The sequence below is a fragment of the Arthrobacter sp. MMS18-M83 genome, assembly GCF_026683955.1.
Taxonomy (GTDB): Bacteria; Actinomycetota; Actinomycetes; order Actinomycetales; family Micrococcaceae; genus Arthrobacter.
This window is the reverse complement of sequence record NZ_CP113343.1, coordinates 1733850-1748400: the sequence shown is the minus strand read 5'-3', so window position 1 is coordinate 1748400 and position 14551 is coordinate 1733850. Positions and strand designations below refer to the sequence as shown.

Sequence of the window (14551 nt, the reverse complement as noted above, 5' to 3'; positions counted from 1 at the left end):
TGCGTATGACGTTGCGTCGATGGCCTGAAGCCATGCCAGTAGGCATCAATACCGTGCCCTCAGGTAAGTTAGAGATGTTGAAATCTGCAGACTTTCAGGGAGATGCCCCGCCAATGGCAAAGATTATCTATACCCACACTGATGAAGCGCCGATGCTGGCGACTTACTCGTTCCTGCCGATTGTGGAAGCTTTCGCCTCGACGGCTGGCGTGGAGGTCGAGACACGCGACATTTCGCTGGCCGGCCGAATCATTGCAGTCTTCGGTGACTACCTGACTGATGAGCAGCGGATCAGCGACGCCTTGGCTGAACTGGGTGATCTGGCAAAGAAGCCCGAAGCCAACATCATCAAGCTCCCCAACATCAGCGCTTCAGTTCCCCAGCTCAAGGCAGCCATTGCCGAACTGCAGGGCCAGGGCTATGCGCTTCCGGACTACCCGGACAATCCTTCCTCTGACGAAGAGACGGACATCCGGTCCCGTTACGACAAGATCAAGGGATCGGCCGTCAACCCCGTCCTGCGTGAAGGCAACTCTGACCGCCGCGCGCCACTGTCGGTGAAGAACTACGCCCGCCAGAACCCGCACTCCATGGGTGCCTGGAGCGCCGACTCCAAGACCAACGTTGCCCACATGACAGCGAACGACTTCCGCTCCAACGAGAAGTCCGTGGTCATCCCCGCTGATGACACCATCAAGATCCAGATCGCTCGCGAAGACGGCACGGTCAAGGTCCTCAAGCCGGCCTTCCCCGTCCTCGCCGGCGAAGTGGTGGACGGCACCGTGCTGCGCGCCGCGGCCTTGGACGAGTTCTTGGCTGCCCAGGTCATCCGCGCCAAGGAAGAAGGCGTGCTGTTCTCCGCGCACCTGAAGGCCACTATGATGAAGGTCTCCGACCCCATCATGTTCGGCCACGTCGTCAAGGCATACTTCTCCGAGCTGTTCGACACCTACGGCAAGCAGATCGCCGCTGCCGGACTGAGCGCGAACAACGGCTTGGCTTCCATCCTCAACGGCCTTGACGAACTCCCCGAAGACGTCCGCGAAGGTATCAAGGCGGCCATCAAGAAGGGCTTGGAAGACGGCCCGGCGCTGGCGATGGTCGATTCCGACAAGGGCATCACCAACCTTCACGTACCTAGCGACATCATTGTTGACGCTTCGATGCCGGCAATGATCCGCAGCTCCGGCCACATGTGGGGACCGGACGGCAAGGAAGCCGACACCCTCGCCGTCATCCCGGACAGCTGCTATGCAGATGTCTACCAGGTGGTCATCGATGATTGCCGTGCCCACGGCGCCTTCGATCCCACCACCATGGGTACGGTTCCGAACGTCGGCCTCATGGCCCAGGCTGCCGAAGAATACGGCAGCCACAACAAGACCTTCGAAGTCGAGTACACCGGAACCATGCAGGTTGTTGACTCCTCCGGAACCGTGCTGATTGAGCACCAAGTCTCCCCGGGCGACATCTGGCGCGCTTGCCAGACCAAGGACGTGCCGATCCGCGACTGGGTCAAGCTGGCTGTCACCCGTGCCCGCGCCTCCAAGATGCCGGCTGTCTTCTGGCTCGACGAAACGCGCGCCCACGACGCCCAGCTCATCGCCAAGGTCAGGGAATACCTGAAGGACTACGACACCGAGGGCCTGCAGATCGAAATCATGTCCCCGGAGAAGGCCACCGCGTTCACGCTGGAACGGATCCGCAAGGGCGAGGACACCATCTCCGTGACCGGAAATGTGCTCCGCGACTACCTCACGGACCTGTTCCCGATCCTCGAACTTGGCACCAGCGCCAAGATGCTCTCCGTGGTCCCGCTGATCAATGGTGGTGGCCTCTTTGAGACCGGTGCTGGCGGATCGGCCCCGAAGCACGTTCAGCAGCTCTTGCTGGAAAACCACCTGCGCTGGGACAGCCTGGGCGAATTCCTTGCCCTCGCCGTTAGTTTCGAGCACCTTGCCACCACAACCGGCAACGCCCGTGCACAGGTCCTCGCCGACACGCTTGACCGGGCAACGGGGACGTTCCTGCTCGACAACAAGTCCCCGAAGCGCAGGGTCGGCGAACTCGATAACCGAGGCAGCCACTACTACCTCGCCAAGTACTGGGCCCAGGAACTGGCGCAGCAGAGCGACGACGCCGAGCTCGCCGCGGCGTTCTCCGCCGTTGCCGAGGCCCTGACGTCCAACGAGGAAACCATCATCGCCGAGTTGCTCAGTGTCCAGGGCTCGCCCGCCGACATCGGGGGTTACTACCGCCCCGACGCCGCGAAGGCAGAGGCCGTGATGCGTCCCTCCGCAAAGCTGAACGAGGTAGTCGCGACGCTGAACTAATCGCCCCCACCCAACTGGCTCGCAGTTGTTGTCGTTTTGAGAAGTCATAGCGACAACAACTGCGAGCCAGTTGCGTTTAAGGAAAGAACCGCTCAGTAAAGCCGGGAGATATTGCGGTGTGCGAGTCCAAAGGACAGGGTCATTCCGACGCCGGAGGTCACCGAGACGACCGTGACACCGGGTTGGGTTTCGCGGACCAGGATGGGGGCGATTGAGCTGGAGGCGTAGATTCCCTGCCAGCGCTCGATGACGTCCAAGGGCGTCCCGATGGCCGATTCGATGTCCTTGTTCAAGATGGTGGTCACGGTTTCATCCATGAACGGTGCGGCCGTGCGGTGGTAGTAGTGGGAGTCGCCAAGGATCAGCGTTCCGTCGGGACGTTGCGTGAACATCACGTTCGCTCCGATGTCCATTAGCTCCGGCCGGTCCTGCTCCACTTCTGCGCGCAGCGCGGCCGCGGCCGGCATTTCCGTGAAGGCCGGATAGCGCAGCATTGACGTAGCAGTGAGGACGGCAGGATCGATCTTCAGCCCTGGTGGCTGGGCGGCGCGGGACATTTGCAGTGCGCACCGTTCGATCCGGTGTTCCTTGGCGAGCGAGGGAAACAGATAGTCGACGTCGTGGCCCACGCAGACGAACACCTGCTTGCCATGGAAGTCACCACGGGAAGTGCGGACCGTTGGCTGGCCGGCGTTGTCTTCGAAGCCGAGGGCAGCGGTGTTCCAGTGGATGTCGACGGCGGGCTGGCGGCCGAGCCAGTCGGCGAGGGTGGCGACCGTGGTCCGGGGGTCCACCCGCAAGTCGTCCCGGAGGAAGGCGCCGCCCACCAACGCGGGCCAGGAAGCAGGGGCCGTTCCGCCGTCGTCGGGCGTGGTGCTTCCGGTACCGGAACTTAGCCGGGACCGCACACCGTCGGGGGAGAGCAGCTCAACCTGGCCCTCTTCGCGGGCCGCGGACAGCTCCTGGAGCACCGCCATTTCGGCGCCGGTCCGGGCGAGCACCACGGCACCGGATTCGACGGCCCAGAAACCGGCCAGGGCTGCAAACTCGAGCCAGTATTTGCGGGAGGTCTGTGCCAATTCGTAGAGCTCTCCGGATTGGGCGGTGACGCAGCAGTGGCCGAAGTTCCTGATTGAGGCGCCTACGGCGTGGTGGTCGCGCTCAAGAATGGTCACGCTCAGGCCATTGGCAACGGCATGAGCGGCGTGTGCGAGCCCGACGATGCCGGCGCCCACGATCACAACATCGGAGCGCGATGGCGTCGCCGGGATGCCGCCGGATGGGGAAGGTTGGATATTCACACCATTGACATTGGACTGCTTGAAGAGCGGAATCAAGCCAGGGGTGTTACTTATATATACAAGTTTACCGAGACTTTACTTTCGGTACTCGATGGTTCATGCATCGTTTATCTTCGCGGTTGGAAATATAGGGTAGCAAGCCGCGCCAACTTGTATTATCAACTCGTGAGTATCCGGCAGAACGTACCCCTGCATGTCCGGCTCAGCGAGGAGTTCATGCGCCGCATCGCGGATGGAACGTGGCCGCCAGGAACGCAATTGCCCAGCGAGGCGGTCCTCTGCAGGGAGTTCGGAACTTCCAGGGGCCCCATCCGCCAGGCGCTCGCCTTCCTGCGGGCGGAGGGTGCCGTCATCGGTGGCCGCGGCCGTCCGCCGATGGTGCGTTCGACGGTGCCGTCACAGTCGTTCTCGACCCTGAATTCCTTTACCGAATGGGCAATCGGTATTGGCAAAACCCCTGGGCAGCGGACGTTGGAGGTGGCACGCCGCGAGGCGAGTGCCGAAGCGGCCGACGTGCTCGGATTGGAGCCGGGGGAGAAGGTGGTGGAGCTGCTGCGCGTCCGCTCCCTCGATGGCGTGCCCGCCATGATTGAACGGACCACCTTCATTCTGGAGGTCGGGCGGCTGCTGTTCGATTTCGACACCGATTCGGGCTCCATCTTCGCTTTCCTGAAGGCCCAAAGCGTGGACCTCTACAGCGCACGCCACACCATCGACGCCGTGGCCGCGGGCGAGGAAGACGCGGAACTGCTGGAACAGGCAGAAGGGATTCCTCTTTTGCGGGAACGCCGGGTGACCAGTTCGGCCAACGGCACGGCCGTCGAATACTCGGAGGACCGGTACCTTCCGGCACTCACAAACTTCACCATCGACAACACAGCGGACCGCCGCGCCGCTTTGGTGCGCATCCGAGCCGAATAGACCAGAAGGACACATGATCAAGCTCGTAGCCTGCGACATGGCTGGAACCACCATCGACGAACACGGAGACGTCTATGTAGCGCTGGCGCGCTGCGTGGAGGAGGCCGGGGCGAGCACCACTCCCGAAGCGGTCCAGGAATGGATGGGAGCAGACAAAGTGGAAGCCATTGCGGCGCTGATCACCAAGGGTGGTGGCATTGCCACGCCGGAGGTCGTCCAAGCGGCTTTCCTGCGCTTCAAGGAGCTTCTCGCGGACTTCTATGAGAAGAACCCGCCGGTAGCGCTCGACGGCGTTGAGGACGCCTTCCGCGAACTGCGCAGCCGCGGCGTCAAGATTGCGTTGACCACGGGATTCTCCCGCGATGTCGCGGAGCCGCTTCTGGCCAGGCTGGGCTGGTCGCTTGCGGGCGAGGGCACAACGCACGACGACGGCGGCTTGCTTGACGCCGTCGTCTGCTCTGATGAAGTGGCGGCCGGACGCCCGGCGCCCCACATGATCCACCGCGCCATGGAATTGACGGGTGTGATGGATGTCCGCGAGGTGCTTGCCGCCGGCGACACCACGAACGACCTCAAGGCGGCCAGGAACGCCGGAGTGACTGCCGTCGGTGTGCTGACAGGCAAACTGGGACTCGAGGAGCTCGCTGGACAGCCGCACGATCACATCCTGGCGGGCGTCAAGGATATTCCGGCGCTGCTGGAGTGAGGGCAGGCGGCCGGATCGCAAGGGCGGCGGTTTTGAGCTGTGCCGTTGGCATGGAAGATTGGACCGGGTGAAATTCCTCCTTCCTTCGCAGACCTCGTCCTCACGTGGCATCGCGTTTCTGCGGGTTGTTTTCGGTGGCCTTTTGCTGGTGCATGGAGTCCAGAAGCTGTTGGCCGGGCAGCCGGCGTTTGAGGCAACCATCGCGGCGATGGGGGTTCAAAAAGCGGAGCTGATGTCCTGGCTGGTCATCTGGGGTGAGACCGGGCTGGGCGCACTTTTGTTGCTCGGCGCCCTGACGAGGGTGGCCGGTTTCCTCGCCGCTCTGATGTACGCGGGGATTTGGTTTGTCACCGAATCAGGCAAGCCTTTGGTGAGCGATCATCCCGGAATCAACGCGGAGCTACTCATTCTGTACATCGCGTTGGCGTTGGCATTTGCCTTCATCGGTTCCGGGGCGGCCTCGCTGGACCGGAAACTGTTTGCGGGGAAGCCTGCCCGGAAGTCACGGCGCTAGGCGCCCTGGCGCCGTCCGGCCTGGAGACCCGCGCGGGCCATAGCGTCCGCGTAGGATCGGCCCATGTCGATCAACCATTCGGTCTGGCGTTCCTTGGAACCGGCGAAGGCGCGCCCGTGCAGCGATCGGGCCTTGTAGACCTTCAGGCCGCGGCGCCAGATCAGCGGGTTGTCAGTCTTGAGGAGCATCTGCGCCAGACGGTTGGCTTCCGTTCCGTGGGCGACGATCGCCGAGGCGCGCGGAACGAGTTTGAGGAAACCGATCAGCGGCTTGAGGCCGGCGCTGACCTGCTCTGGAGTCAGCTTTCCGTTCGCCTCGCCAGGGGTGAACCACGGATGGGTATTCCAAGGCATCATCCATTCCGGGCGCAGGCCGAGCTGGAACTGAAGGCCCAGTAGCCGGGTGGCGGCGTCGTCGTCCCCGGCCCAGACAACGCCCCGTGGAGAGGCCTCGCTCGTGTTGGAGAACAGGGTGACAATCCGGCAGTCCTCCACCGAGTGCATCGGATCCACGTACGGGACCTCGAAGCCCGGGCGGAGCTTGCGGAGGAACTCCACATGCTCGTTGACCGGGGCGATGTGTTGGGCGAAGAAAGGGCTGTCCGGAACCGCAGGAGCCTCGGCTTCTTCGGCGGGAGCCCCTTCGAAGCTTGCCGGTTCGACGACGGCCCTTTCGACGATGGTCTCGGACGGCGTGGTTTCGGCGACGGGAGCCGCAGTTGCGGACGGCTCTTGGGCAACGGGAACCCCGACAGGGCCCTCTTCGGCGCCATCGGTAGAGGGGACCTCAATCGCGTGAGCGGCCACGGGTGCCGCGGCCTTCGGAGTGTCTTTCCTGGCCGGAGCCTTCTTTTCGGCCTTGGCCGGGGCGTCGAAATCATCCTCGCCGTCGAACAAACCATCGAACAGCTTGTCGAGTTCGTCGTAGCCGCTACCGCTACCGTAATCGTCGTCGAGTTCGGGGCCGCGCCCGAAACCTTCCTCGTACCGAGAGTCCAGTTCGCTGCGGTAATCCTCGTCGTAGTCTTCGAAATAGTCCGGTTTGGCCAATGCGGTCATGAGGGTGGGGGTCTCCTCGGGTCGGGCAGGGGCTGGTACCGGGCGCGTGGGGCACGTCCGTTCCGGGCCAGTTGATGGGGAGGCTCTCCGGGTTGCCGGTTGAGCCTTTAGATCTTAGCAATCCAACGGTGGTCCGGTGTACTTCCGCCGTTCATTTGACCCGGTATGTGGCGCAGCCCCGGGGCTTGAAGGTGGCGCGATGCGTCGAATATCACGCGCACGCGCCGCCGAGGGCCTGCGTAAAGACACGAGAGGGCGGGTGGAATGGACGAAAAGTGTCCATTCCACCCGCCCTTCTTCGATGTCAGATGTTCGGCTTCAGCGTTCAGACATGGATGACGAAAGACACGACCATGCCGCTGAAGGGAAGGAACGGGGCCGTCGCTAAAGCGTTGAGGACCGCGCCCACGGCGATGCTTGCGGCGAAAGCGATGATCCACGTTGAAAGCGCGACTAGGGCGCGCTGCTACCCCCCAGGGCCTTTGCGATGCCACGCATCGGCTCCTCCGCGGGGCTATTCGCCCTGCGGAGGTGCCGATGAACGGGCTGCGATCCAGTGCGGTGAAACAGCCCTCGCCGGTGATTATGCGGGAGTGGTGGCCCGGATCTTCCGGCTGCCCACCATCACGATGAGTCCGCCTAGCAGCAGGGCAGTCGCGAACAGCAACCACAGCCGATTGAAGCCAGTGCTAGCGAGAACCGAGGTTCCCGCTCCAACAATGGCTGCTGTAGTAGCCGCGGCGACGCCGGCTTGCGTTGCAGTTCCTGTTGAGGGAACGGCGGCAGCCGGGTCGACGAAGCCTTGAGCGTCGACCGGTGCGTTCATGACGGGCGGCGTGACTACCGACGGGTTCACGACGTTGGAAGGTAAGCCCGGGTCAACCGAGGCGATGCCGACAGGGATCGGCAGGCCCACCGGTGCGGTGAGTCCGGTACCCAAGAGGGAACCGAGATCTCCGGTGGTGCCTGCCGGGACGGTCCCGAGCAGGTTGACGGAGGTGTCGCCGACCGTGACAGGTGCGGTGACCGGCGCAGTGACGCCGGTGCCGGTGGCGGTGGTGCCTGCCGGGGTGGTTCCGAGCAGGTTGACGGAGGTGTCGCCGACCGTGACAGGTGCGGTGACCGGCGCGGTGACGCCGGTGCCGGTGGCGGTGGTGCCTGCCGGGACGGTCCCGAGGAGGCTCACGGAGGTGTCGCCGACCGTGATCGGAGCGGTCACCGGTGCCGTGACTTGGGTGCCAGAGGCGGTCCCAGGGGTGGAATTGCCAAGAACGGCCAGAGAGGTGGCTCCAATATTAACAGGGACCGATATCGGAGCCACCGCCTGGGTTCCGGACGGGACAGCTGGTCCGCCGGAATTAGTCGCCGCGGCCGCAGCCGGGGCGAGTGCAGGGGTGGTGGTTGTGACGCCCTCAGTTCCAAGCAGCGTGAGCGACGTCGACCCGAGGCTCACCCGAATGGTCGCCGGTGCAACCACTTGGGTGCCTGAGGCGGTGCCTTGTGCACTTGTTGTAGTGTCTGCCGCATTCGCGGCAGTTGCGCCGAGGGCTATTAGCCCACCGGCAAAGAGGGTGCCAAGCAGCCCCTTGCGAATAATGCTGTGCATTTTGTTTTTCTCCTGAACGAGTAGTTCCTAGAGGCGTAGGCAGAAGCCTGCATGTACGCCCGGATTGGCCATCTGCCGCCGTCCAGAATCGGCTCTGGAAAAAGCGGCTGGAGCTCGGAACTAGTCGGGAGAAGAACCCGGGTCAAACGACACCGGAGCCGGAACTCTACCGGCCGCAGCCGTGGACACGAGGATCCCGGCAAGTGGATAAAACAGATTCATGCTCGGGAGCCAGGCGGTAGCCGCTCCCGAAGGATTGCCTGGAAGAGCCGCCGAGCCGTTTCCGGCGTCGCTGCTGCCGGGAGTCCCGTCCGGGAATATCCCGTCATACGGAGATGCCGGCACCGCAGGATTCCCGTAACCGACGTATTGGACCGTAGCGTTCCAAGGTGCCTTACGCAGGCCAGTCGCGTCATAGGTTCGAGCGAGGCCGACCAGCGGGTCCGCGACGGCCTCCGCAAGAGGCGAGATCGCGGAAGTCGGCGAAGCACCAGCAACGGAAGCAGGGCTCGAGGGTTGCTCGGAAGGCGTCACACCAGTCCCGAGGTTACCGGGGATGGTTACCGGCAGGTTGCCGATGGAAAGCCCCTCCACGGTGGAGCCGACAGCACCCAACGCGGGGGTAATTGTGCCGCCAACCAAGGAGCCGACGCCTGACCCAACCCCATCAACCGCACTGGCTGCCGGAGACAAAGCGGGGGCGATCACGGCGTCAACGGTGCCTTCAGGGATGATTTTGTCGACGATGGGCGTACTGGCCAGCCCCCGGTCGATTGCTTGGGTCAGTCGCGGTAGTTCGTGCACAACGGCCGCTGGTGCCTGGACGACTGCTAGTTTTACCACCGGAACCGGAACCGGAACCGGAACCGGAACCGGAACCGAAGCCACTGCCGGAGCCGGTACGGATGCCCCACTCGCCGAAACGGGGTTGCCGGGGGTTCCGGTAATTCCGGCGGTCACGTTGTGGACAACGTTTGTTACGGCCGATTCTGCGCCGCCCAGTAGTGTGTTGTTGGCGCTACCGGAATCAGCATTGGCCGCTGTGGAAGAGAGGGCCAACCAAACGACGGCTCCGGCGCCAGCCAGCATGACGGAGCGGAGAACATGAAGAACGCGCAGCTTACCTCGCACAACTTCCATCTCGACACCCCCCAGCGTCCGCTTGGATTGACGATCTCTCCCATCGTAGGACTGGACTAGTTAATTAGTCCAGACGTAGACGGGTTTCGTCATTCAGTTCACCGCGCGTCGTTCGGGTAGCGGACTCCAAGCTGGGAGCGGACCCCGTCGAAGAGGCGCATCGTGTTCAGTGAATCGTCCAAGGGCATCACCGGACTCTCAGTCAGCCCTTGCTGGATGCAGCGTGTGACCTCTCGCAGTTCATAGGTGTAGCCGATCCCGATCGCGTCAAAGCGCTCGGTCCGAGGCTCGTCCCAGCCGGTTCGAATCAGTAGCTCGCGCGGATTGTTGATGGACCCTTGCGTCTGGAGGAATCCCAGGGAGCCGGCAACAGAAGCCGATCTTGGCCCGTGGGCCAGCAACGAAGAGGTCAGTTGGGCGATGGCTCCACCGTCGTAAGCCAGCGTGAGCGCATTTTGGGAGTCGACGCCGTCGTCCGTCAGAGTGCCTACTGCGCTGACCGACTGTGGGAAACCAAGGGTGCCCAAAGGCCACAGCAGCGCATACACGGTGAGGTCCAAAAGAGCTCCACCGCCGTCTGCCGGGGCCCAGATTCGGGCCGAGGGGTCGTAGGGGGCGGGGAATCCCAAGTCAGCGCTTACCCACTTGATTTCGCCTAGTTCGCCCGACGCGGCGATGGCGAATGCCCTCTGGATGCTGGGCAGGAATCGACTCCATACCGCCTCCATGAGGAACAATTTCCGTTCCCGCGCCAGGTTGACCAGCTCGGCTGCTTCGCGGCCGTTGATGGTCAAAGCTTTCTCACACAGGACGTGCTTGCCCGCGTTGAGGGCATCCCTTGCGATTTCGAAATGTTGGGCGTGCGGGGTGGCCACGTAGACCACGTCGACAGAGTCATCAGCGAGTAGCCGCTGGTAGCCGGGCACGCCGCCGTCGTCCCCGTAGGACTTTGTGACCCCATGCGCGGCAGCAAAGGCATCCGCGGATTCCTGGCGCCGGGAACTCACGGCGTAAAGGTTTGCGTCCTCAAGCTGGGCGAGGTCGCCGCTCACGGTTTTGGCGATCCCTCCTGTGGCGACAATGCCCCAGTTCAGAGCCTTGCCGGTGGCTGCGCGAGGATCCTGGTTCGGCTGGCTGAACAGCCACGGCTTGGCGATATGCGGACTCATGCGCCCTATCCTCTCATTCCGCCGCACGCGTAATACAGCGGCGCTCAAAGTCCTGAAAGGCAGCCTCCGCGGGAGCATCCCGCGCCCGAAGCCAACTTGTCTGCATAAGTTAACAACTGCCGTCTTTATTGGCCGAGAAGATTCATTTGAGGTTCACCGATTCGCGGTAAATTCCGGGATTTTCGTCATTTTCAACTTGTACGCTCAAGCGGTCACTCAAGCCAGTAGGGCTTGTGGCCTGCGAAGTGGCGGCGCCGAGGCGGCGCGTGCGCCCGCCTCGGTCAAGCACTGGAACGCTGCCACCTGAGCCGGGGACCTCCGGCGCCTGCCCTCTGAGAAGCACCCGTTCGTCCTCAATGAAAGGCACACCGTGAAATTCCTCCGTTCTTCCAGCCGCGCCCTCCAGCTTGCAGCGCTGGCGTCCGTGGCCGCCGTCGCCATGACTGCGTGCGGCTCCGCAGGCGCCTCAGTCCCGTCAGCGGGCGCCGGCACCTTTGCCAAGGACTCAAACACCCTCATCATCGGCATGGTTCCGGACGAAAGTGCCGCGACCTCGACGTGGCAGCCGATCGCGGACTATGTAGGCAAGGTCACCGGCAAGAAGGTCGAGGTCAAGCAGTCCTCGAACTATGCCGCACTCATCGAAGCTTCGATCGCAGGCCAAGTGGACGTCGTCTCCTTCTCCGGTTTCACCTACCTCCAAGCCAAGGCCAAGGGCGCAAAGTTCACTCCGGTTGGTGCGAGCGTCGACGCAAGCACCCACGAGCCGGGCTACTACTCCGACGCAATCGTCCCCGCGAATTCCTCCGTCACCGATGTGGCCGGGTTCAAGGGCAAGAAGGTTTGCTTCGTGAACGAGAACTCCACCTCGGGCTACTTGTTCCCGCAGTACATGCTCAACAAGGCCGGGGTAAAGACGGGCGACTATACGCCGGTCATGGCGGGCAAGCATGACGTCTCCGCGCAGAAGGTTGCCCAGGGGACCGAATGCGAGGTCGGCTTCGCACAGGACATCACCGTCACCACCACCGGACCGGCAGCCGGCCTGTTCAAAGCCTCGGACCTGAAGACCATCAAGCGCGAATTCGTCCCCGGGCCGCCGTTCGCAATCTCCGACACTCTTCCGGATGACGTCAAGAAGGTACTCAAGGACAAGATGTCCACTGTCACCACCGCGGACATCAAGGCCGCCGGCATCACCACCACACCTGCCTTCGACAAGTTCTTCGGTGAAGGCAACAAGCCGGTGGACGACAAGTACTACGACAACCTCCGCGACCTTTGCAAGAAGCTTCCGGACGTCAAGACCTGCGCAGGCATCTAAGGCATGACAAACAATCACGCCGTCATTGAGATCGACGGCCTCGTCAAGGACTTCGGCGCCAAAAGAGCCCTGGACGGCGTGAGCCTGACGGTCGAGGAGGGCGAAGTTCTCGTCCTCCTCGGCCTGTCCGGTTCCGGCAAGTCGACCCTGCTTCGGCACATCGACCAGCTGGAGCTCCCTACCGAGGGCCGCATCCGCGTGCTGGGCAAGGACGTCCCCGAGCTTCGCGGACGCGAGCTGCGCGCCCTACGCTCGCAAGTCGCCGTCGTATTCCAACAGTTCGAACTGGTCGGCTCCCTGTCCGTCCTCGAAAACGTGCTGACCGGCGCGCTGGCGCGCCTCACCGGACCGCGGCTCGGCACCTGGTCCTACCCTAAGGCGCTGCGTACGACGGCGGCGCGGCACCTTGAGCGGGTTGGCCTCCTTGGCCTTGAGCAGCAGCGGGCAGATACCCTCTCGGGCGGTCAGCAACAGCGCGTGGCTGTGGCCCGGGCGTTGATGCAGGAGCCGAAGATCCTCCTTGCGGACGAGCCGGTTGCCTCTTTGGATCCCGAGTCGTCCAAACAGGTCATGGAGCTGATCCGAGAAATAGGCCGCGAGAACGCCCTCACAGTGGTCTGCAGTCTTCACCAGGTTGACCTCGCCCTTTCTTGGGGCGACCGGGTGGTTGGCCTGCGCCGTGGCGCTGTGGTCCTCGACACCCCGACCGCCGGCTTGGGACGGGACGAGGTCATGCGAATCTACAATCAGGTGGCTCCGGCCGAGGCCGAAGCCGAGGCTGTGGCCGGATGACCGTGACCCTCACCCCGCAGGGGCCGGCACCCCATGAACCGGATCCCATGGGTCCGGCGTCGCCAGGTCCCGCTCCGCGCCGGAACGCGTGGACGCGCCGCTACTGGACCCGTCTGTCCATGACAGTCATCCTCGCCGCGCTGGTGCTGGCAGGCCTGGGCTCGTTCCAGCTCCTGGACTTCAGCGGAGCCCGCCTTTCGCGGACGATCCCCGCCGCGGAACGATTCTTCGCCAGGATGGTGCCGCTGGACTTCTCACGGCCGGAGGAACTCCTTTGGTTGACCGTCCTGACCCTGGCAATCGTCATTTGCGGCACACTCCTCTCTGCCGTGCTGTCTGTGCCGGTCGCATACTGGGCCGCACGCAACACCAGCCCACACCCCGCGTTTCGCTGGCTGGGCCGCAGCATCACCGTGCTGGCACGTGCCTTCCCCGAGCTCATCCTCATTATTATCCTGGCCACGATGTTCAGCCTGGGCTCGCTCCCCGGCATCCTTGCACTGGGATTGCACTCCGTCGGGATGGTCGGCAAGCTCTTCGCCGACGCGATCGAACAGATCGACGAAGGCCCTCGCCTGGCCATTCGGGCCGCCGGTGGAACGAAGGCCCAGGAGTTCGTCTCAGGCGTCCTGCCCCAGGTTGCACCTTCGTGGGTCGCCACCGTGTTGCACCGCCAGGACATCAACCTGCGCGCCTCTGCGATCCTCGGCTACGTGGGCATGCCCGGTCTTGGGTATGAGCTCTCCGCCAGTATCCAGCGCCTCGACTACAAGCGGGCCATGGCCGTCGCGCTCATCATCTTCCTGCTGTGCGTCGCCATGGAGGTTCTCTCCTCGACCATCCGCCGAATGGTCCTGCGCGGTGGTGCAACACGCGAACGACGGCGGTGGACCGGCCCCGCGCTCGGCTGGACAGTCGCCGCGGTGATTGGCGCCGCCGTCGTCGTCGCGGCACCCACGTGGAGCGACTTCCTCACCGTCTGGACGGTCCTTCCGCAGCGCCTCGCATCCTTCCTCCCCCTCTCCATCGGCGAATACACCTGGCCGCAGATTCTTGGGATGCTCGGGCAAACGCTTGCGATCGCGCTCGCCGGGACGTTCATCGGCGTCTTTCTCTCCGTCCTGATCGGGTCCTACGCGGCGCGCAATGTGGCCCCGAGCCAGGGTATCCGGCGCGGGGCAAGGCTCGTGCTGCTCGTGGTCCGCGGCATTCCGGAGCTCATTCTGGCCATTGTGCTGATCCTTGTTACGGGCCTCGGCGGGGCTGCTGCGGCGCTCGCCTTGGGCATCGGCACAGTGGGCCTGTTGGGCAAGCTCCTGGCGGACTCGATCGAAGAAGTCGACCCCGGGCCCGAGCGCTCGCTGCGGGCCGCAGGTGCTTCCCGACCGCAGACCTATGCCTCGGCGACGTTCCCACAAGCTGCACCTGCATTCGCTGGTCACATTTTCTATGCCTTGGACGGGAACATCCGCGCCGCCACGGTGCTGGCCGTAGTTGGTGCGGGCGGCCTGGGCCAAGTGATGTTCGAGGCCGCGCAGCTCAGTCGCTACAACGTGGTCTTCACCATGGCTCTCCTCGTAATCGCCATGGTCTTGCTGGTCGAGGCCCTCGCGATGTGGATCCGGAAGGCCCTGGCCGACTGAAACAACGGCGGCCACCCCCTCAGTGGGGATGGCCGCCGTCGTTG

The 14551-nt window shown here is 63.7% G+C and carries 12 protein-coding genes; 7 read left to right on the top strand and 5 right to left on the bottom strand.

Annotated elements, in window-relative coordinates; genetic code table 11:
* Positions 1-113 precede the first annotated feature (113 nt).
* Positions 114-2333 (top strand): NADP-dependent isocitrate dehydrogenase, encoded by a 2220-nt coding sequence (locus OW521_RS08240; protein ID WP_268024421.1) that lies wholly within the window; start codon positions 114-116, stop codon positions 2331-2333.
* Positions 2334-2425: 92 nt separating this feature from the next.
* On the opposite strand, the gene OW521_RS08235 is transcribed toward OW521_RS08240, so the two are convergent.
* A complete protein-coding gene (locus OW521_RS08235; protein ID WP_268024419.1) occupies positions 2426-3634 on the bottom strand; it encodes a TIGR03364 family FAD-dependent oxidoreductase in 1209 nt (402 codons plus the stop codon).
* Between the two features lie 165 nt (positions 3635-3799).
* Between OW521_RS08235 and OW521_RS08230 the strand changes: the two genes are divergently transcribed.
* The 3 genes from OW521_RS08230 (at position 3800) to OW521_RS08220 (ending at position 5775) form a co-directional block, all read left to right on the top strand.
* Positions 3800-4555, top strand: coding sequence for a GntR family transcriptional regulator (locus tag OW521_RS08230; RefSeq protein WP_268024417.1), 756 nt, complete (start codon positions 3800-3802; stop codon positions 4553-4555).
* A 13-nt stretch (positions 4556-4568) separates the two neighbouring features.
* A complete protein-coding gene (locus OW521_RS08225) occupies positions 4569-5261 on the top strand; it encodes a phosphonatase-like hydrolase (RefSeq protein ID WP_268024415.1) in 693 nt (230 codons plus the stop codon).
* Positions 5262-5328: 67 nt separating this feature from the next.
* Positions 5329-5775 (top strand): DoxX family protein, encoded by a 447-nt coding sequence (locus OW521_RS08220; RefSeq protein ID WP_268024413.1) that lies wholly within the window; start codon positions 5329-5331, stop codon positions 5773-5775.
* Here OW521_RS08220 and OW521_RS08215 read toward each other — a convergent pair.
* From OW521_RS08215 to OW521_RS08200, 4 genes are all read right to left on the bottom strand, one after another.
* Positions 5772-6278, bottom strand: coding sequence for a uracil-DNA glycosylase (locus OW521_RS08215; RefSeq protein ID WP_268025759.1), 507 nt, complete (start codon positions 6276-6278; stop codon positions 5772-5774). The genes OW521_RS08220 and OW521_RS08215 overlap by 4 nt on opposite strands.
* Positions 6279-7416: 1138 nt before the next feature.
* Positions 7417-8439 carry a DUF320 domain-containing protein gene (locus OW521_RS08210; RefSeq protein ID WP_268024411.1) on the bottom strand — a complete coding sequence of 341 codons (1023 nt, stop codon included), beginning with the start codon at positions 8437-8439 and terminating at the stop codon, positions 7417-7419.
* Between the two features lie 120 nt (positions 8440-8559).
* Entirely contained in the window at positions 8560-9579 is a 1020-nt protein-coding gene (locus tag OW521_RS08205; RefSeq protein ID WP_268024409.1) for a hypothetical protein, read from the bottom strand.
* A 98-nt stretch (positions 9580-9677) separates the two neighbouring features.
* Positions 9678-10748 (bottom strand): Gfo/Idh/MocA family protein, encoded by a 1071-nt coding sequence (locus tag OW521_RS08200; protein WP_268024407.1) that lies wholly within the window; start codon positions 10746-10748, stop codon positions 9678-9680.
* 370 nt (positions 10749-11118) lie between these two features.
* On the opposite strand from OW521_RS08200, the gene OW521_RS08195 reads away from it, so the two are divergent.
* The 3 genes from OW521_RS08195 to phnE are packed head-to-tail and all read left to right on the top strand — an operon-like array spanning position 11119 to position 14507.
* Positions 11119-12072: a phosphate/phosphite/phosphonate ABC transporter substrate-binding protein gene (locus OW521_RS08195; RefSeq protein WP_268024405.1), complete on the top strand. Its 954-nt coding sequence runs from the start codon at positions 11119-11121 to the stop codon at positions 12070-12072.
* A 3-nt stretch (positions 12073-12075) separates the two neighbouring features.
* Positions 12076-12864: a phosphonate ABC transporter ATP-binding protein gene (phnC, locus tag OW521_RS08190; RefSeq protein ID WP_268024403.1), complete on the top strand. Its 789-nt coding sequence runs from the start codon at positions 12076-12078 to the stop codon at positions 12862-12864.
* The gene (phnE, locus tag OW521_RS08185; protein ID WP_268024401.1) at positions 12861-14507 is read left to right on the top strand and encodes a phosphonate ABC transporter, permease protein PhnE; all 1647 of its coding nucleotides are present in this window, start codon (positions 12861-12863) and stop codon (positions 14505-14507) included. Before phnC ends, phnE begins: the two co-directional genes overlap by 4 nt.
* Positions 14508-14551: the final 44 nt, after the last annotated feature.

Excerpts from the sequence above, each read along its gene's own strand:
- OW521_RS08240 (WP_268024421.1), top strand. The coding sequence starts at position 114 with ATGGCAAAGATTATCTATACCCACACTGATGAAGCGCCGATGCTGGCG.
- OW521_RS08225 (WP_268024415.1), top strand. The coding sequence starts at position 4,569 with ATGATCAAGCTCGTAGCCTGCGACATGGCTGGAACCACCATCGACGAA.
- OW521_RS08215 (WP_268025759.1), bottom strand. The coding sequence starts at position 6,278 with ATGCACTCGGTGGAGGACTGCCGGATTGTCACCCTGTTCTCCAACACG.
- OW521_RS08210 (WP_268024411.1), bottom strand. The coding sequence starts at position 8,439 with ATGCACAGCATTATTCGCAAGGGGCTGCTTGGCACCCTCTTTGCCGGT.
- OW521_RS08205 (WP_268024409.1), bottom strand. The coding sequence starts at position 9,579 with ATGGAAGTTGTGCGAGGTAAGCTGCGCGTTCTTCATGTTCTCCGCTCC.
- OW521_RS08200 (WP_268024407.1), bottom strand. The coding sequence starts at position 10,748 with ATGAGTCCGCATATCGCCAAGCCGTGGCTGTTCAGCCAGCCGAACCAG.
- phnC (WP_268024403.1), top strand. The coding sequence starts at position 12,076 with ATGACAAACAATCACGCCGTCATTGAGATCGACGGCCTCGTCAAGGAC.
- phnE (WP_268024401.1), top strand. The coding sequence starts at position 12,861 with ATGACCGTGACCCTCACCCCGCAGGGGCCGGCACCCCATGAACCGGAT.